Genomic DNA, 18,564 nt, shown 5'->3' on the forward strand with positions numbered 1-18,564 from the left:
TGCAACCTTATGTCAGTGGCAGCATTGGCGTAGGATTTAACCACTCTCATAATTTCGTCATTACACCCAAAATTTTTGAAGAAGTGCCAGCTCCTCCTTTTAATGGCTATACGAAGACCACCTTTACTTATACAGTAGGTGCGGGCATTCAAAGAGCCATTACATCATCCTTATACGCAAGCGTAGGCTATGAGTTCGCGGACTGGGGTAAAAGTAATCTTGCCGCAGCTGATGGACAAACCATGAATAGTGGATTAAGTTTGAATCATCTATACACAAATCAATTACAGTTTGGTTTAACATTAGTCGCTTAGTTTCTACTGAGACAAAGCGTTGCTTTGTCTCCTTAATGCCCCTTTAAATTGTTTCAAGCCTCTGTGTTTCCTGCTTCAACAAATTAGAACAATTATCTCAATGTTTTGGCGAGCTGCTTGAGGTAGTACAAGCAAAAAACGGGCATTTAGAATCTATCATCAATTTAAAATTGTATCATGATCCTAATCTAAACCCAGAATTATACCACTGCTAGGTGATTCAAATGAAGATAAAAGAGCTTCGTTCTTTGAATGAGTAATGGGTTTATCGCGTTGGGGGATTTTTTTAAGTTTTGAGCTAAAGAAGCCAAGGTTTGCTGTAGAAGGTTCATTTCTCGACAGGGAATCAGACGCTTTTTTCTTGGAAGGTTCGCTTGATTCCCCTGGGAACTTGGTTTTTATGCCGCCCTTTGACGACTCAACCACATCAGGTGGTTGCTTCACGTTAGGTGAATTTACCTGCCCTAAAGGAGGACGCCCAAATCCTCGTGCCAAAGCTCTAAGGCCAAGAACTATAGAAAACAATACGGCATTTGCGACAGCTAAGACACCCATTACTGGAGTATCATGATAATGTCCGTCAGAATCAGCCTCTTGGAGGGAGGTTGTCGCAAAATTAGAAAAGCTTTTTCCTTTAGAAATACCAGATGCCAGCGAACGAAAAACTTCAAACCACTCTTGAAAAAAGTATTGCGGTGATGGATCAAGTGCAAGACCATCTTTTACGGAGACTCCAAAACTATCAGAAGTTAAAATTTCTGCAGCTTCTCCATTGGCCGCTATATTTTTTTTCATTTCCATTAACTGCTTATAGGGATGATCTTTCTCTTCTATCTCTTTTTGTTTTTTCAGATGTTGAGAGTGAGCTCTTAAGGTATAAGCAGTGAACCCAGCCATTAATACTAAGCCTGAGATAATAAACGCAGCTAACAAAGCAGGTGGAAACGCTGTTGCCGTCACTAAAAACACCGAAGAAACCATAAATAAAATACTGGTCAACACTCCATAGGCATATAAACCATATTTCATTCCTAACAAGCCAGCAGTCCAATAGCTATGGGTTGTTTGTGTTTTTAAGGTTTGGCGCAACGCTTCAAAATGTTCAAGAAGTTCACAGACTTCAGCTTTCAAGCGCTTAATTTCAAGTTTATCTTCAGGAGTCTTGTCTTTTTTTTCTTCCAAAGAAAGTAACTTCGCATAAGACAGCTCCATTTCTTTAGTAACAAGCGCGAGTTGGCATTTGGTTTGGGTAACCATCAAACGCAATTGAAAATCATATTCTTCATAAATTCGTGTAATGACGCATGACAACGCATAAATAGCACTGAGTATTGACATGGCGAGAAAAAGAGGAGGAGCCAAAACAGAAAGGCTGACTACCCCTATATAGAGATATAACCCATCAAGCAAACCACCAGCGCCCACTGCCAAATAAGCATGAATACGTTCCTCTTCATCCTGATGGGCAATACGTGATAAATAATATTCGCGATCTAAAGGTGTTAACGAGCTTAATTGTTGGATTTCAATTAAAAGCTCTTTATTTTCATTCATTTTCTTTTTACGCGACTCAAGCATACCCCGTATCCAAAGTCGATTTGCTGCAGCAAACACACCTAATACAAGTCCGACAGGAACAACCATATACTTAAGATCAACCTCACTGATTATGCCTAAGACTTGTACTGCGCTTTTCCAGCCTTTGTATGCATTTTTTAAGCCTTTCATTACATCTCTAAAATAAGGCCATGCACTTGCTATGAATTTTTTAACAGGATTTTTATCTTCTCCATCATAAACACTTGCTAAAAAAGAAAAAGAAACTAAAAAGAGTGCTTCCGCTGAAACTGCAGCGATACCTTCAGGTGAAGTTAATATATCGTGCATTACATCAGGATCGTTACTTGGCATACATACTTCAAAAAACCATTTAAGCATGCTATAGGAAGAGCTGAGGGAATCTAAAATTGCATAGGCATGATAAACATATCGATTCTTATCGAGTTTTTGAGCCAGAAGCCTGCTTTGCGCGTCAATACGCCCAGCAATAGCTAAAAGAAAAATAAGTTCTTTTGATTTTGAAGCTGAATCTTTACTCTTATGGGACATGCTTACACGCAGAGAGACCATCAGTTAAGATGGCGCGGATTATATGTATAATTGACCTTCGTGTCAATAATAGCTTCATCCTGGGCCAAAAAAATACAATTTTATTGGCCATTGCTCATGATATCACACTCAAGACGTACAAAAAATATGTTGTAAACATACTTACGGTTGTGACTTAAGCTGCAAAACCTGCTACGATATCGCACTAAATAATAAAAACAACTTAGGAAAGATGATTAAATGAGATCAACGCTTGCTCTCTTTATTTTTGTGTTATTAATAACTGGACCTGTTATGGCAACAAATGAAGCACAAATCTATGGTTATGTTGAAAAAGTATCTTTTCCAGAAAAAAATTTAACTCTCTCAGCAAAACTGGATACTGGCGCTAAATCAGCATCATTAAATGCAACCAACATTACCGAAATTACCAAAAAAGGCATAGCCTATTTGCGATTTACAGTGCCTACTAAAAACGGGGATTACCAATTCGAAGCAGAATATAAAGGTCGAGTGAAAATCAAAGTTCGCGAGGGAGAACACGGCTCAGAAATATTGGCACATGTACCAATTAAACGTCCCGTAGTACTGCTCAGTATGCAACTTGGCGATAAGGTGAGAACAATTAAAGTCAACCTCACTAATCGCAAACGTTTTCTCTACCCTCTTCTATTAGGAAGAGATGCAATCATTGCGTTTAATGGCGCAGTTGATCCTGCTCTCACTTTTACTTTAAGAAAGAAATAAGAGTCTTAAGAAATAATGAAAAACAATACGCGTCACGTTTATGGACTGATATTTACCTTATTTATCTTAGGAGCAGGGATTTTTTTATACAGGCATCTAGTACTTGATGTACCTTTAACAGATACAGAAACCATAAACAGCTGGATGGTTGAATCCAATTTACGTTTTGTTGCCGAACCGAATACACCAATTAAAGCAAGCTTTAATATTCCTTATTTACCCCCTCATTTTGCTATTCTTGATGAATATTTTGTCTCAAGAAACTATGGAGTTACAACCAATTTAAACGGCGATAATCGAGAAACAGTTTGGGCAATAAGACGAGCGAATGGTCAGCAGTCGTTGTATTATCGAGCTATTTTCCGCCAAACAGAAGCAAATGAATCACCATTAGGAGCACCTCCTATGGTAAAATCCCAGCCTCTAGAGGAAAATCAAAAATCAGCAGTAGAAACTATTACCAGCCAAGTGAGACAATCTTCTGCAGACATTAAAACCTTTGCGCAAAGCACAGTTAAAGAACTGAATAAAAAAGATGGTAATGCTAAGTTATTAACAGGTAATAACTTTGATGATGAACACATCATTAGCGCGGCGATTCTCATTTTAAATCAGTCTAAAATTTATGCAGTTCCCGTCAAGGGAATTTATTTATCCCAAAAAAGTAAAGCTGATTTAAATTCATTTTTAGCTGTTTTTAATGGTAAAAATTGGATTTATATTAATCCCAAAACAGGGGGGGCGGGATTACCTAAAGATTTTCTTATTTGGCAATATGGAAATGAACCTGTTTTTGATGTTGTTGGAGGTAAAAAGGCTCAATTTACTTTAACAGTTTCCCCTACTCCTATCAATGCCTTAAGTATTGCCAAATCACGAGGATTGCAATCAGATTCACAATTATTACGTTTCTCATTGTTACAACTCCCAGTCAATGTTCAAGCAACTTATAAAATTTTATTAACTGTTCCTATAGGCGCCTTTATTATTTTAATCCTGCGTAATTTTATTGGGATTAAAACCTTTGGTACCTTTATGCCCGTTTTAATCGCTTTAGCATTTAGAGAAACTCATGTGGTCTGGGGAATTTCTCTCTTTGTTATCATTATTTCATTTGGTCTGTTAGCACGCTTTTACTTGGATCAATTAAGGCTGCTTCTGGTACCAAGACTTGGAGCAATCCTAACTGTTGTCATTTTATTAATGATTTTTATTAGTGTCATTAGTCAAAGTCTTGGACTCGATGCAGGGTTATCTGTTGCTTTATTCCCCATGATCATTTTAACCATGACCATAGAACGCATGTGTATTACTTGGGACGAGCGAGGTGCTTCCGAAGCGATAAAGTCTGGCATTGGAAGTCTGGTCGCAGCAGTCATCTCATATTGGGCAATGAGCTACGAACCATTACAATATTTAGTCTTTGCTTTCCCTGAGTTGCTTTTGATTTTATTAGCTTTAATTTTATGGTTTGGACAATATCGAGGCTATCGCTTGTTTGAATTAAAACGCTTTAAATCACTAGCGAGACATGTAGAATGATTACCCTGTTTCGTCGTTTAAAAAATCATGGGATTTTGAGTATCAATCAGCGTAATACTGATTTTGTATTGCGTTATAACCCTAGAAAATTATTTCCTTTGGTAGATGATAAATTAAAAACAAAAAAATTAGCTTTAAAAGCAGAGATTGCTGTTCCACCTTTATACGATATTATTGAAACAGAACAACAAATTAAAACCATTGAAGAACGTTTGGCACCTTATAACGATTTTGTAGTAAAGCCAGCTCGTGGCTCTGGTGGTGATGGCATCTTAGTTTTTAAAGATAAAGTGTACGGGCGTTATCGGCAAATTAACGGTAAATTAACGACAACCCAAGAGCTTAGTTATCATTTGTCGTGCTTACTTTCAGGCGCATATAGTCTTGGGGGATCTTCAGACTACGCTATTATTGAGAAACGAGTAGTTGTTGACCCTGTATTTGCTGAAGTCAGTTATGAAGGCATCCCCGATATCCGAATTATTACCTTGTTGGGTTATCCGGCGATGGCTATGGTGCGACTACCTACTCGATTATCGGGAGGGAAAGCCAATTTGCATCAAGGAGCTATTGGTGTTGGAGTCGACCTTACCACTGGAAAAACTCTAGGCGGTGTCTATCACAATGACATCATCGATTATCATCCAGATACCTTGAATTCAATAGTAGACATAGAAGTACCTTATTGGAATAAAATACTCGAAATAGCTTCCAGCTGTTATGAGTTAACCGGATTAGGATACCTTGGGGTTGATATAGTACTTGATAAAGAACAGGGGCCTTTGATGCTTGAGCTAAATGCGCGCCCAGGATTAAACATCCAAATTGCAAATAGGGAAGGAGGATTGAAAAGATACCGGACCATTGAAGCCCGATATCATCAGTATCCCAAAGAGTCAGTCGCAGAAAAAGTAGCCTTCAGCCGCGAGAGTTTTTCTCGTTTAAAATAAAGAATCATGCTCTCTATAATTAACTTTTTATTCTAGGAATGGTCGTAAGTACCTCGGTTAATAAAATTAACCGGGGTAGCTAGATTCACGGTTATTATCTAATATCTGGGCCACGTTCATGCTTCTCTGGAACTCCTTTCGCTATTTTCTCAATCTCATCCCTTTTTGTATGCAATGAGGACTCAAAAAAGCCTACTTTATCGAGTTTTGTAGCCACATTTTGTTCAGGAAGGGGGGTTTTTTTAGTCCAGCTATCTACTAAGCCTGTAGCTAGCTTTTGTACATACCCAAGCAAAGAAACATCTTCATGAGGTATAATCACTTCAGGCTTGCTTCGTTTTGGCATAGTAAATCCAGGAGCTAAAGAATAACAAAGGATATGAGTGTTATATGCCGAGTTAAGCAAATGAATATTGGGAATATTACTGGAAATAGCTGCATCAACACTTGAATATTTACCTTCATTTCCAATCAACGCATGTGGATCAGCACAATTTGTTACTGCATTAATGTATCCTGGTACAGGAACTAAAGCATCTTCTATTTGATCAGTACCCCATTCCAACTCCAATCGCTTACATTCATTTTTAATAGCTTGAAGAATTGTTGCATATTGTTTTGCGATTTCTGGGCTTGCATTATCCGGAACCAAGGCACTAAAAGGCAAATTCAAACGTTTAACCTTTCCGAAGTAGGTGTCAGTAGGATAACTCTCTAAAGCAGCCAATATTCCTTTTAATCGAGCTAATTCAATTTTTGCAAAACCATCATTTTGAAGCGCTGTAAAAGGGTAATTAAAATCGAGATCATAAAGACCAGCACTAAAAAAACCCATTCCTGCTTTAAGGAATTTAAAGTTAATTGGATTTGAATCTTCGGGAAGAGTCTGACTGTAATTGACCAAACCTGCTAATGCTTGATGAAACTCATGCATAATACCCCAACGCACACCATCTAAATCAAGCACTCCACGTATTCTTAAGTCGCTATCTAAGCTTGGCCCCCATTGCAATTCCAAAACATTTTCTTTAGAGGGTTTATCCTTTCTCTCAACTCCATACATCTGAAAAAACATTTCATTCTGCCATGCAGCATAATTCTTGGGTAATTTTTCAATCTCTGAATCTTCAGGATAAAAAAACATTCCACCTGTATTACGCAAATCGCCTTGCCATTGCAATCCAATTTGATCGATAACGATTACATCTTCTGGTTTGGGAAGTTCTTTCACTGTACGACCAAAGCCATATACTTTAGTTGCTGTAACTTTACCAATAACCACTGATTCTTTAACTAGACATCGAATACGCGCAATTTGATCTTCGGTAAGTAGCCCGCCGTATAAGCTACAATCCATAATACCACTAACATTACTACTTTCATTGCGTGCTAAAAATTGTAAGTGTCGTGCAGTAAATTCCGTAGGATGTTCTGGAAATCGTTCCATCTTTTCTGTGAAGGGATTATAGAACTCTTGTCCACATAAGCCACTTTCTTTAATGATTGCCTGAAAACCCTCTAATACACTATCGGGATAATAAACAGCGACTGGATTTTTTTTATCTGTAAAGTCAGGTTTGGGTTTGCCTATCGCCGAGCGAGTTAATTGAATATTGAAGATACCAGGTTTAGCTGGATTGGGGGTTTCCATAAAATTAGGCATTTTGTTTTCCTCTTGCGTATAAAATGGTTAAAAAACAGTCTTCCAATAAGATGATCCATATGTTATCATTTAGGACAATATATAGTCAAAAAAGATGCCCTATATCAATGCTCTCCGAGCTTAATATATCCGGTAAACTTGGAATGATCTATGTTTAAACTTACTAATTATTTTTAGCGCTTTAATATGTCATATACAAAAATTGAAAATGGTCTTCTTTTGGCCTTAGAGTATCCTAAGTTAGATGAGTCAGATTTCATTTTACTTGCTACTAAGCTTCTTGAAAAAAAACTAGCTCATAATGAGAGTTTTCCTGCTCTTTTGAAACAAATTCAAAAATACTATTTAGAACAAAATTATAAAGATGCTCTAGAAAATATTATAAAACTGTGTAAAGAGAATGAAACGCTATTAGGCATCAACGTTGTTCAATGTTTGATAACTAAAGCCACTCAGATAAAAAGTGAACCTAAAGACAATGAGAGTCGACGCTTTTATGAAGTATTGTATGGAGAACATCTTGAATCTATCTTGAGGAAAGATTTTGATTGCTCCATTTTTGATGAATTAAATGAGGCATACAACGCAGTAAGGCCTGAATATACAGTCAATGATCTTACAAAAATTAATACCTTTGAAGAGGCACGAAAGCTCATTTTAGCGTTCGTCATGCTTAATGATAATGTCGAACTGGGATTAAAAGCTCAATCAGCAATCTACCAGAAAAAAGATCGCTCCCGGGAAGAGTTAGGAAAAGTTCTAACAGCCAACCCTGGCATTATGAAACCAAATGCGCCTAATTTTGCAGATAATATAGTTCCTATTAAACAAATAGATAAAATAATCATAGATGAGAAAAAAACTGGCGGCTACTCAAAAACAAATCCTCAAGTTCCTTTTGTAGCTTCATTATCCGGCACAACGTTCTCTCTGGTTGTTGTGCTACAAAAATATATGGATAATCATAAAACCGATCCACACCTTGAAAAAAAAATAAATAATATCGTAATGTTATGGACTTCTGCATACATTAAGGACGGTTACCACAGTTATAAAGAAGTCATCGATATCTTTAAAGATCAACACATTCAGTCTATTTTTGCTCAAGCAAACATTAAATTGGATTACGCTCTTATTGATGATACTGCTTATGAATTTCATAGAGCTCAAGAATACGCTCAAGGAATAGCAACAAAATCAATGATGCATCAAGAGCTAGTACAAAAAGTTCAAGATAAAAACATTCGTGAAGAACAACAAAAACAAAAGATTCACTATTGCAGCGTGCTTATCAATCAACTAAACCAAGATTCTAAAAGTAAAGAAAGATATCCAGAACAACTTAAATCTTTGGATGAGCTCTATAAAAATTGGAGCACAGGAACGAAAAAAAACCAAGAATTCAAAAACGAATGTGCACAAATCTGTACAGAGATCCAAACTAAAGAACACAATACACCATTCTCTTTTACAGACTTTCTCATTAAAATTAAAAATTTTTTTAATCGCTTATTTACATCAGGATTTCGTAAAGAGGTGCTCGTAGAACCGGTCAGTGTGGCAATGGATATCGCCACTAAACTCAAAGATACTGTAGCACAAATATCAGATAGTCCGGCTCCTAAAAAAGTAACATCTCTCATTAGAAAATCTGGTGCTCAACCGATGCAAGAAGTAAAACATTTCCCCTCTCCTATAAAAGAAGTGCGACAACAGACTGATGAGATAACGACTGAATTAAGTCAAGATTCAACAACAAAAGTAGAGAAATCGTCTCCTAAACTTGATATGAAATAGTTTAGTTTAAGCTTAATCTGACACAACTGAATGAAAAAATGAGAGTTTTTAGCTTTGATAAAAGAACAAAACAAAATCATGCGAAAAACTCTCCTTAGCTAGTGTTACTTATTTTGCAAATTTGAAACGCACTTCGTCCGAAATTTTTTCACAGAAAAGTAGGTAAGAAAAAGCAACATAAGGTTCATTACGTTGGTAATCCTCGAGCATGTTGAATAAATAAACGCTTTATAGGAGTAAACTCGTTGCAAAATCCCAAGCCTAAACTACGTAAAGTAACCACCGGACCAAAAGAATTACCGAATAAACGTTTAAATCCTTCCATAAGCAATATAATTTGCCATACAGCAGCCTTGCGTTCGCGTTGATAAGTACCTAATGCTTTTTTCGAACAAAGACCACCAGAAGCAGCATCCAAGCACTGAATCCAGGAATTGACATCAGCTAAGCCAACATTTAAACCTAAACCAGCCAAAGGATGAATTGTATGCGCGGCATCTCCAAGAAGCAGCCAGCGATTACCTGTATATTGTTTTGCATGTCTCATATGTAAAGAGAATTGATGACGTGCGCTCATTACTTCTACCTTACCTAATCTTTTAGCAAAGGCTTGGGTAAGTGACTTATTAAACTCATGATCAGAAAGGCCCATTAATTCCTTCGCATGATTGGGTGCAGTGGACCAAACAATGGAACATTGATGTGGATCCGCGAGCGGTAAAAATGCCAGAGGACCATTAGGACGAAACACTTGATAAGCAGTTTGCTTATGTTCTTCCTCGGTAAACACGGTAGCTACCAAAGCCTGCTGGTCATAAGACCAACTTGTTAAAGCAACTTTTAGTTTTTGTCGTACTGGAGAATGGGCTCCATCAGCGATCATTAAGAGCTGCCCTTTCCAGCTTTGCTTCATGTTGCTCACAGTAACCCCATTATCATCAAAACTTATTTCGTCCACAAAACTATTGGGGAATAAATGAATTGTAGGATGCAACGCAATTTCTTTGAATAAAGCACTCTTAAGCACGGACTCTTCCATGATAAAGCCCAAATTTTGTTCTGCAATATACCGTGAATCAAAATCAATATGTGCACCGCTTACTGAGTCCCAAACATGCATGCGGCAATAAGGAGAAACTCGTGATTGCTCCAAATAGGGCCAGACATTTAATTGTTGTAACAGCATTTGTGAGGCATAATTAATGGCATAAACACGAGTATCGGCACATGAAACATCTGTTTTTAAGGGGCCTGCATCGATAATGGCCACAGTATAGCCACGTTGTGCCATAGCTAAAGCAGAAGCCAATCCCACAATGCCACCGCCAACTACCAATACATTAAATTCCAGACTCATTTTGTCTCCGAAAGTTTAAGCGGAGCATGTTTTTGCACCTCACCTAAAGCAATTTCACACACTAAATCGGGAATCGCTCCCCCAAAACCACGTGCATATCGTGCCAAAAGATTTTTTAATACAGGAATGTTATCCAGTGCCATCAATCCTAAACCACGCATCAAACCCATACCTGGTACACGGCTGGTAAACACTTGAATTAAACCATCGGTTAAGCAGGTAATTGCTTTTTGATCGTGTGTTCTTAGTTGCACATAATGCAGCAGCATTTCTGCATTCAGTCCTTGCTCTGCGATGCATTGTGCTAACGTTGCCACATCTCTAAGTCCTAAATTAAATCCTTGTCCTGCTACGGGATGCAAGGTATGTGCTGCATTGCCAACAAAAACAATGGGCCAACGGATTTGCTGTGGCATTAAAACTTGCTGCAAAGGATAAGAAAAACGTTTACCTATTTTATCAAAACGACCAACACGATAACCAAAAGCGTGTTGCAATTGTCTTAAAAAATCTGCATCTGATAAAGACAACAACTGTGCTGCCTCCTTAGGAGGCACTGCCCATACTAAAGACATTCGGTCGTCTTGCATGGGTAAGAGTGCTAATGGACCATGAATTGTAAATCGCTCATAGGCACATTGTTGATGCGGTTTAAGCAAACCTACATTGGCAACAAGGGCATGCTGATTGTATTGTTTCACCTTAGTTGATAAATTACAAAAACGACGCACACCCGATTGGGTTCCATCTGCCGCAACAATTAAATGAGCAGCAATAGTAACTTCTCCTAAGTCAGTATGAACAGTCGCGGAGCATTTTTCATAATCCAAAGACTGTAATGTTGCAGGCGCTATAAGCTGATCTTGAGGTACTAATTGATGCAAAGCCTGGTTAATATGCTGCATTTCAACAACATAGCCTAATGGTTCATCCGCTTGACTTTGTAAGCGTGACACACCAAAATGGTGTTGATCTGAAACATGAATCATCTCGATAGGGGTTACATAGGCTTTAAGATGTTCCCAAACGCCAAGCATACTAAGTATACGTCGGCTAGCTGGTGATAATGCCAATGAGCGTGCATCAAAATCAGGCTTTATTTTATCACTAAATGGTTTCGCTTCTACCAATAAAGTGCGATAACCCAATCCTTGCAAAGCAAGCATTAAAGTGGCACCGGTTAACCCCCCACCAATAACCAGTATATCAATCTCTCTGTTAATCACGCATTAATGCCTCAATCTCATGCACGTCTACAGGCAAAGCCGCAGTTATTACCTCATGGCCTGTTTTAGTCACTACCACATCATCTTCAATACGTACTCCTATACCCCACCAGCGCTGATCTACTCCAGGAGTGTTTGAACTGATATATAAACCAGGCTCTACCGTTAAAACCATTCCCGGTTCCAAAGGACGCCATTCACCATTAATTTTGTAAAGACCAATATCATGTACATCTAACCCTAGCCAATGCCCTGAATTATGCATATAAAAAGGTTTATAGGCTTCTTTAGCAAGCAGCTCGTCCACATTTCCTTGCAAGATACCTAATTCACATAAACCCTCTGTTAAAATGCGTAACATAATTTGTTGTATCTCATTCCAAGGAAGCCCTGGCTTCACTGCCGCAATTCCTGCTTTTTGGGCCTTGAGCACTAGTTCATAAATATTTTTTTGCTCCAAACTAAATTCCCCATTTACCGGGAATGTTCGCGTAATATCAGCAGCATAATTTTCATATTCACCACCAGCATCAATTAAAACAAGATCACCTTGCCGTAAGGGTTTATTATTATCCGTATAATGCAAAATACAGGCATTTTCGCCTCCCCCAACAATAGGATCATAAGCGACGCTACGACAACCTTGGCGGCTAAATTCATAAACAAGCTCAGCTTCTAACTGATATTCATGCTCCAAATGCTTGCAGCGGCGCATAGCCTGTTTATGAGCGTTAACAGAAATGCTTGCTGCTCGACGCATTAGCTCCAGTTCCGCTTCACTTTTAAATAAACGCATTTCACCCAATATAGGTTCTAAATCACACAATTGCTCAGGTACTTTTACACCGCGTCGTACTTGGCTTTTCACCTTCTCCAAGGCCTGCATAATTATTTTCTCAACTTCTGAATTACGCGCCAGGGCATAATAAATTGCTGTTTTCCCACTTAATAATTTAGGCAATTCATCGGCGATACACTCTATAGGAAAAGAAGCATGCATCCCTAATTCAGACAAAGCACCATCTTGGCCTAAACGCTTTCCTGTCCATTGCTCTTCCATTGGATTACGGGGACGATTAAACAGAATACTGTGCATATCTGAGCCAGAGATAAGTATTAACAATGCATCAGGTTCATTGAATCCAGTCAGATAATAAAAATTACTTTCTTGACGGAAACGATAATGCGCATCTCCATTACGCAAAGATTCATGAGCTGCCGGGATAATTGCAATACTTCCTGCCGGTAGTTTTTGCGTTAAACTCTTTCTTCTTGTTTGATATTCTTGTTGAGAAATCATATCAAAATCCTTTATTAATGCGTTATTCCAGAATTCCCACTAGGTTCACCCATCACCAGGTCACTATACAAGCGCAGCACTGCCATCCGGGTATATTCGCTCACTTCCATCAATGCACGTTCATCATCTTCACCTACATCTATGGTGTCACAATCAAGTTCGGCAAACTCGATAAGATGTTGGAATGCATCTTGTGCTTCTTCGTCCTGGAATTGCCCAACGCCAATACCTGCTAGCTTCAACGATTCAATAAACCCTTGGCACCACTCGCTAAAAGCTTGCGCCCGTACTAATAAAGGCTCATATTCATCAGGAAGCATCATTTCAAAGCCAAAATCTAAGCTACAAATTTGTTGTTGGCTTATTGAAAAAACAGCAAACATCGCTAAAACAGCCTGACGACTCGCTTCATCTTTTTTATTATTCAATAAGGCACGTAAATAAGCTTCACCTTGAATATCTGCGCCTGCACAAAGATAGCCACACATCGCTCCATGTAATAAACTGGCAGATATCTGTAATTTTAATACATTAATGCTATTGGAAAATTCCCCATAATTAGGCAAATGCAAATGCTCTTTCTCAGACATATTCAACTCATTTATATAAAGTGATCTCCATAATAACCGATTTAATGCAAGCGTTCACCCTACTAATTGCTGCTTGCAAGCAAAATTGTTACTATTCTTACAATTCAGTAGAATTACAAGGTCTATTATTATGACTCATATGAAAACATGCACCATTAAATTGCTTAATTCAACTTATGAAATCAAATGTCCGGAAGGCGAAGAGGCTAATTTACATCTTGCCGTGCAGAAATTAAATAACCAAATTCTCATTAATAAAAAGAAGTCAAAACAACTTGATAATCTTCAAACGTTATTACTTGCTGCTCTTGATATAAGCCATGAGTTAATATTATGCAAAAATAAACAAGCCTATCAGCAACATCAAGTAACTCAATTTATTACTTCATTGGAAAATAAAATTAATAAAATGGTAGATGGTGAATTGCTAGAAAGTATTACGGAAACAGATTAACTGTCTTTCGGAACGCTTTTGAATTACTGTAATGTTATGTGCTAATTTTGACTTAAAACATAACCAGTTAAAGGACTAAAAATGAGACGCCAATGGTATATAGGCTTTGGAGTAGCCCTATTAATTACTCTTGCCCTGTTTACAATGCTGCAAGATGTTAGGTGGTTCTTTGTTTTTCTTACGCCTCTTATAATTCTATGGATCTATGATTTAGTACAGAAGCAGCATACCATTTTGCGTAACTTTCCAGTCTTAGGTCATGTCCGCTACTTTTTAGAGTTCTTACGTCCCGAAATTCAACAATATTTCATTGCTACTGATGAAAGTGAACTTCCATTTAATCGTGAAACACGCTCGCTTATTTATGAACGAGCAAAAAATACGCGTGACACCATACCTTATGGAACCGAACGAGATATTTTAAGTATAGGCTACACATGGGCGTTACATTCTTTAGCTCCGAAACACCGCTCCGAAGTAGAATCAAGAATTGTCGTCGGAGGTCCCGATTGTTTACAACCTTATAATGCTTCTCGATTTAATATTTCAGGCATGAGTTTTGGCTCCTTGTCAGGAAAGGCTATTATGGCCATGAATAAAGGAGCCCTGATTGGTGGCTTTGCCCAATCCACTGGTGAAGGTGGTTTAAGTCCCTATCATCTTCAAGGTGGTGATATTGTATTTCAAATAGGAACTGCTTATTTTGGTTGCCGGGATGCGCAAGGTAATTTTGATGAAAAAGAATTTGCCGTAGAAGCAAACCGTAAAGAGGTGAAAATGATAGAGATTAAACTCTCTCAAGGTGCCAAACCCTCTCATGGCGGGATCTTACCAGCAGCGAAACTTACTGCAGAAATCGCAAAAGCCAGAAAAGTAACCATGGGCCAAGACGTAGTATCACCGATTGCGCATACTGCATTTACTACTCCTATTGGTTTGCTCCATTTCATAAAAAAACTACGTGATTTGTCTCATGGAAAACCTGTTGGGTTTAAGCTATGTCTTGGGCGCAGAGATGAGTTTCTCGCAATTTGTAAGGCAATGTTAAAAACCAATATTTTACCGGACTTTATTACCGTTGATGGGGCAGAAGGAGGAACAGGGGCTGCACCAGTAGAATATACCAATTTTATTGGTACACCTTTAGAAGCTGGATTGGTTTTCATACATAATGCTTTAGTAGGAATTAATGTACGCGACAAAATACGTATTATCTGTAGTGGTAAGGTCGCTAATGGATTTGACTTGCTCACCAATATCGCTTTAGGAGCGGATATGTGTAATTCAGCAAGAGCAATGATGATGGCATCCGGTTGTTTACAGACAAAACAATGTAATGCCAATACCTGTCCAACAGGAGTAGCAACTCAAAGCAAACGCTTACAATATGGTTTGGTTGTGGATGAAAAAAAACATCGAGTCGCGAATTTCCATAAAAATACCATGAAAAGCTTTTTAGAAATGGTTGGATCATTAGGCCTAGACAATCCTAGTGATTTGAAACCAAGTCATATTATGAGACGAGTTAGCGTGCAAGAAGTTAAAGCATTTAATGAGATTTACGAATATCTGATACCAGGACAACTATTAAGTTCTGATATTCCGGAGAGTTATAAATCTCATTGGGAAGCAGCCGATCCAGAAAAATTTTAGGTGTTTATTTAGTGGTTTCTTACCAAATAGGTTGATTTTACTTGAATGCAAGATGCTCTATATTGTGTTTCATTACAAAAATTCTAGGTCTTACTTATTTGACTGCATGTTAATGAATTGCCAAGGATCTGAAAAATCCAATTCTTCAAAATATAATTTTTTTCTATTTTGTAAAGGAGTCCAATCAGTATAGTAACCGCCTACTGCCCCAAGATAAGGTAAGGCAATTTGTAAAATCTCATCATAATCTAACTCGTCCGGCTCCACTAAGCCTTTGTTAGGGTGTTGTATCGCCCAAATTATCCCGCTAAGCAATCCCGCAACAACTTGTAAACTTGTTGCATTATTATGGGAAACTATTTCACGAGCAGCTTCTATGGACAAAGTAGAGCCAAACCAATAAGCCCCCTTAGAATTACCCATAAGTAAAACACCAAGCTCATCTACTCCCTCCACTATTTCGTCAACAATTAATCGACTATTTTTTTGGGGAGACCACTCTTTATTTTGCAGTTCATGAATCGATAGAATTGCATCAGGACAAGGACAATAAGCATAAAGAACTGTAGGTCTATATAAAATCTCATGATCATGTTTCAAGGTTAAATAACTCGTAATTGCGGTGGTTTCTGGATGAGTAATTAAAAATCCATGATAAGGACCAAAGCTTGGAGTCCAAGAACGAATTTTAAAACTACCACTTGGGCGTTCTATATAAATACTGGATTTTTCTCCCTGAGAGTGAATTTTTCCATCGCCTGGAAAATGACGTTCATGACTACCCCATCCTATTTCAACAGGTTGTTTAATTTCCTCGATAAATCCTTTGATAGACCATGTATTAACAAATTCTCCTAATTTTTTAGGAGAGCGAGTCACTTGAGTATCATGTTCTGCAATGTGAATTGCTTTAATATTAAGTGTAGAGGCAAGCTGAGCCCATTCCAATTGATTTTTGGGAGTAGGAATTTGAAGATTATTATCCTTGGCCATATTTAATAAAGCTTGTTTCACAAAGTGAGAAACCAATCCAGGATTAGCGCCATGGGTAAGTACAGCTGTTTTTTTAACGGTTTTTTTTAATTTTAAAATTGTTTCTCGCAACCAATAATTTGTCCGCTCTTCAGGAATATTTTTTTCAAAAAGACTTTCTCCCCATTCTTCTATAGAGGCATTTATATACAATGCCTGTTTTTCATTGCAAAGTTGAATCATAGCAGCACTTGAAATACCAATAGAAACATCAATAACTAAATCATCTGATGCGAGTTGATTACCAATAATTTCTATATAATTTTGTTTCGTAATCTTTTGAATAAAAAAATTAACTGCACATTTGTTGGCAAGAGAAATTGCAAAATCTTCATCAGTGATAATTAAAATTTGCGATGGAGAAATATTTAATCGATTAACTAATAACGGCAATATCGCTTGTCCGATACAACCAAATCCCAGTAGAATAATTTTTTTATTAAAAGTCTCTTTTCTCATACCAATTCCTTTTGGCGGATTTAATTTATATTATAGTTATCAATAAATAATAGAGAGATAGCCTATTATCTAAAATATTCTTATTACTTATTAAACCTAATCAAAATTTCAATAAAAAACATAAGGATGCGGGATTATTAAATACTTTCTTTTAAGAACCAATTATTTTAATGTAAATCTCCAGATTTTGAGGAGCGATAACCGTTTTTTCATAGATACCTATACGTTTTAAGATCTAATAAGGAATTTTAAATGAGTCACGATGTCGAGTTAAGAGATTATTTATCACAATCAGAGTTTAATTTAGAAGGAGTTACCGCACTTATTCGAGCAGGAGCAAATCCTAATACTCCCAATATAAATGGCGATACCTTGCTTCATTTGGTCATTTATTGCAAAGCTTATACACTGATTCCTGCAGTATTAGGATTAGGCATGGATATTCAAAAACCCAATAAAGTGGGTTTATCTCCCCTGCAATGTTTATTTAATAATTACCCCATAGATTTTGAGGCTGCCGCTGTATTAATACAAGCTGGTGCAAAAGTTGATACGGAAGATACTTATGGCAATAATTTGTTGCAACATGCTGTTATTTCAAATTGTCTAAGCCATATCTCTTTAGCACTTAAACTCGGCGTAAATGCTAAAAAAGTAAACCACTCAGGACAATCCCCTTTATATAATCTTCTACACCAGCAATCTATAGACAGCGAAGCAACAGCATTATTAGTTTTTGCCTGTTCAGGTATCTTAGTTAGGGGCAGCCGATTGTATCTCCCTCCTATTAAACAGGAGCATATTATGGATTGTTCTGAATGGCGAATGAAATCAAAGGAATACCTTGAGTCAAAAGCGCTGGCTGTTTTAGGTAAATATGGAAACAATAAAGAGCGTGTTTTAAACTATATTCAATCCTTACCTCTCTTTATGCAGAGAGAGTTGATTAATCAGGCACTATCAAAACAAACATCTTTGGGTAATTTTTTTGCAGTAAAAAGAGGGTTATTTCAACCGGAACCTGGATCAGGGATGTGGGCTCAGTTGCTAGCAATGCAAAAAGAACTGAATCGACAAATTCCTATTTCATCCGTTCGGTTGACTCCAAATGAAAGCTTCCCACCACCCTTTGCTCCTGGTTTTGAACCCAGCGCTCCTTCGGCTCCGCTATACAACGCACCTATCGGAGAAAGCAATCCTTATACAACTTCAGCCTCTTGGCCAACAACACCAAGCGTATATCCTGGAATTTTTGCTCAACCACGTACTGGGCAACCGGTAGAGAACGCCTATCCAATAGGTTACCCACAACCAGAGTTCATGAAATAACGGGTTTTTAAATTGCCCCTATGTACTCCATTCTAAATACCG

Annotated in this window: 15 protein-coding genes; 8 read left to right on the forward strand and 7 right to left on the reverse strand. The window is 37.7% G+C overall.

All coding sequences use genetic code 11. The features are described from left to right. Nucleotides 1–314 (forward strand): outer membrane protein (locus Lsan_RS22345; protein ID WP_420324295.1); only part of this gene is annotated, 314 nt, incomplete at its 5' end. Between the two features lie 183 nt (nucleotides 315–497). Here the strand turns inward: Lsan_RS22345 and Lsan_RS09990 are convergent. After that, nucleotides 498–2,423 carry a hypothetical protein gene (locus Lsan_RS09990; protein WP_058514257.1) on the reverse strand — a complete coding sequence of 642 codons (1,926 nt, stop codon included), beginning with the start codon at nucleotides 2,421–2,423 and terminating at the stop codon, nucleotides 498–500. A 240-nt stretch (nucleotides 2,424–2,663) separates the two neighbouring features. On the opposite strand from Lsan_RS09990, the gene Lsan_RS09995 reads away from it, so the two are divergent. The 3 genes from Lsan_RS09995 to Lsan_RS10005 are packed head-to-tail and all read left to right on the forward strand — an operon-like array spanning nucleotide 2,664 to nucleotide 5,662. Continuing rightward, on the forward strand, nucleotides 2,664–3,170 hold the full coding sequence (locus tag Lsan_RS09995; protein ID WP_058514258.1) for an ATP-dependent zinc protease family protein: 507 nt from the start codon (nucleotides 2,664–2,666) through the stop codon (nucleotides 3,168–3,170). Between the two features lie 15 nt (nucleotides 3,171–3,185). Beyond that, the gene (locus Lsan_RS10000; RefSeq protein ID WP_058514259.1) at nucleotides 3,186–4,712 is read left to right on the forward strand and encodes an inactive transglutaminase family protein; all 1,527 of its coding nucleotides are present in this window, start codon (nucleotides 3,186–3,188) and stop codon (nucleotides 4,710–4,712) included. After that, nucleotides 4,709–5,662: an alpha-L-glutamate ligase-like protein gene (locus Lsan_RS10005; protein WP_058514260.1), complete on the forward strand. Its 954-nt coding sequence runs from the start codon at nucleotides 4,709–4,711 to the stop codon at nucleotides 5,660–5,662. The genes Lsan_RS10000 and Lsan_RS10005 overlap by 4 nt, the downstream gene beginning before the upstream one ends. A 94-nt stretch (nucleotides 5,663–5,756) precedes the next feature. Here Lsan_RS10005 and Lsan_RS10010 read toward each other — a convergent pair whose 3' ends face one another. Beyond that, on the reverse strand, nucleotides 5,757–7,325 hold the full coding sequence (locus Lsan_RS10010) for a hypothetical protein (RefSeq protein WP_058514261.1): 1,569 nt from the start codon (nucleotides 7,323–7,325) through the stop codon (nucleotides 5,757–5,759). 186 nt (nucleotides 7,326–7,511) lie between these two features. Here Lsan_RS10010 and Lsan_RS10015 point away from each other — a divergent pair, with 186 nt between their 5' ends. Beyond that, nucleotides 7,512–9,122 (forward strand): hypothetical protein, encoded by a 1,611-nt coding sequence (locus Lsan_RS10015; RefSeq protein ID WP_058514262.1) that lies wholly within the window; start codon nucleotides 7,512–7,514, stop codon nucleotides 9,120–9,122. A 187-nt stretch (nucleotides 9,123–9,309) separates the two neighbouring features. On the opposite strand, the gene Lsan_RS10020 is transcribed toward Lsan_RS10015, so the two are convergent. The 4 genes from Lsan_RS10020 to Lsan_RS10035 are packed head-to-tail and all read right to left on the reverse strand — an operon-like array spanning nucleotide 9,310 to nucleotide 13,595. Further along, entirely contained in the window at nucleotides 9,310–10,479 is a 1,170-nt protein-coding gene (locus Lsan_RS10020; protein WP_058514263.1) for an FAD-dependent oxidoreductase, read from the reverse strand. Then, nucleotides 10,476–11,705: a 2-octaprenyl-6-methoxyphenyl hydroxylase gene (gene ubiH, locus Lsan_RS10025; protein WP_058514264.1), complete on the reverse strand. Its 1,230-nt coding sequence runs from the start codon at nucleotides 11,703–11,705 to the stop codon at nucleotides 10,476–10,478. Before ubiH ends, Lsan_RS10020 begins: the two co-directional genes overlap by 4 nt. Next, on the reverse strand, nucleotides 11,698–13,005 hold the full coding sequence (pepP, locus tag Lsan_RS10030; protein ID WP_058514265.1) for a Xaa-Pro aminopeptidase: 1,308 nt from the start codon (nucleotides 13,003–13,005) through the stop codon (nucleotides 11,698–11,700). Before pepP ends, ubiH begins: the two co-directional genes overlap by 8 nt. Nucleotides 13,006–13,019: 14 nt before the next feature. Continuing rightward, on the reverse strand, nucleotides 13,020–13,595 hold the full coding sequence (locus tag Lsan_RS10035) for a UPF0149 family protein (protein WP_058514266.1): 576 nt from the start codon (nucleotides 13,593–13,595) through the stop codon (nucleotides 13,020–13,022). 130 nt (nucleotides 13,596–13,725) lie between these two features. On the opposite strand from Lsan_RS10035, the gene Lsan_RS10040 reads away from it, so the two are divergent. Both Lsan_RS10040 and Lsan_RS10045 read left to right on the forward strand, forming a co-directional pair. Further along, complete coding sequence (locus Lsan_RS10040) at nucleotides 13,726–14,049, forward strand: cell division protein ZapA (RefSeq protein WP_058514267.1); 324 nt, start codon at nucleotides 13,726–13,728, stop codon at nucleotides 14,047–14,049. An 81-nt stretch (nucleotides 14,050–14,130) separates the two neighbouring features. After that, nucleotides 14,131–15,702 carry an FMN-binding glutamate synthase family protein gene (locus Lsan_RS10045; protein ID WP_058514268.1) on the forward strand — a complete coding sequence of 524 codons (1,572 nt, stop codon included), beginning with the start codon at nucleotides 14,131–14,133 and terminating at the stop codon, nucleotides 15,700–15,702. Nucleotides 15,703–15,792: 90 nt separating this feature from the next. Here Lsan_RS10045 and Lsan_RS10050 read toward each other — a convergent pair whose 3' ends face one another. Further along, nucleotides 15,793–17,193 carry a saccharopine dehydrogenase C-terminal domain-containing protein gene (locus tag Lsan_RS10050; RefSeq protein WP_058514269.1) on the reverse strand — a complete coding sequence of 467 codons (1,401 nt, stop codon included), beginning with the start codon at nucleotides 17,191–17,193 and terminating at the stop codon, nucleotides 15,793–15,795. A 252-nt stretch (nucleotides 17,194–17,445) separates the two neighbouring features. Between Lsan_RS10050 and Lsan_RS10055 the strand changes: the two genes are divergently transcribed. After that, a complete protein-coding gene (locus tag Lsan_RS10055; protein ID WP_058514270.1) occupies nucleotides 17,446–18,522 on the forward strand; it encodes an ankyrin repeat domain-containing protein in 1,077 nt (358 codons plus the stop codon). Nucleotides 18,523–18,564: the final 42 nt, after the last annotated feature.

The sequence above is a fragment of the Legionella santicrucis genome (assembly GCF_001468135.1).
Classification (GTDB): domain Bacteria; phylum Pseudomonadota; class Gammaproteobacteria; order Legionellales; family Legionellaceae; genus Legionella; species Legionella santicrucis.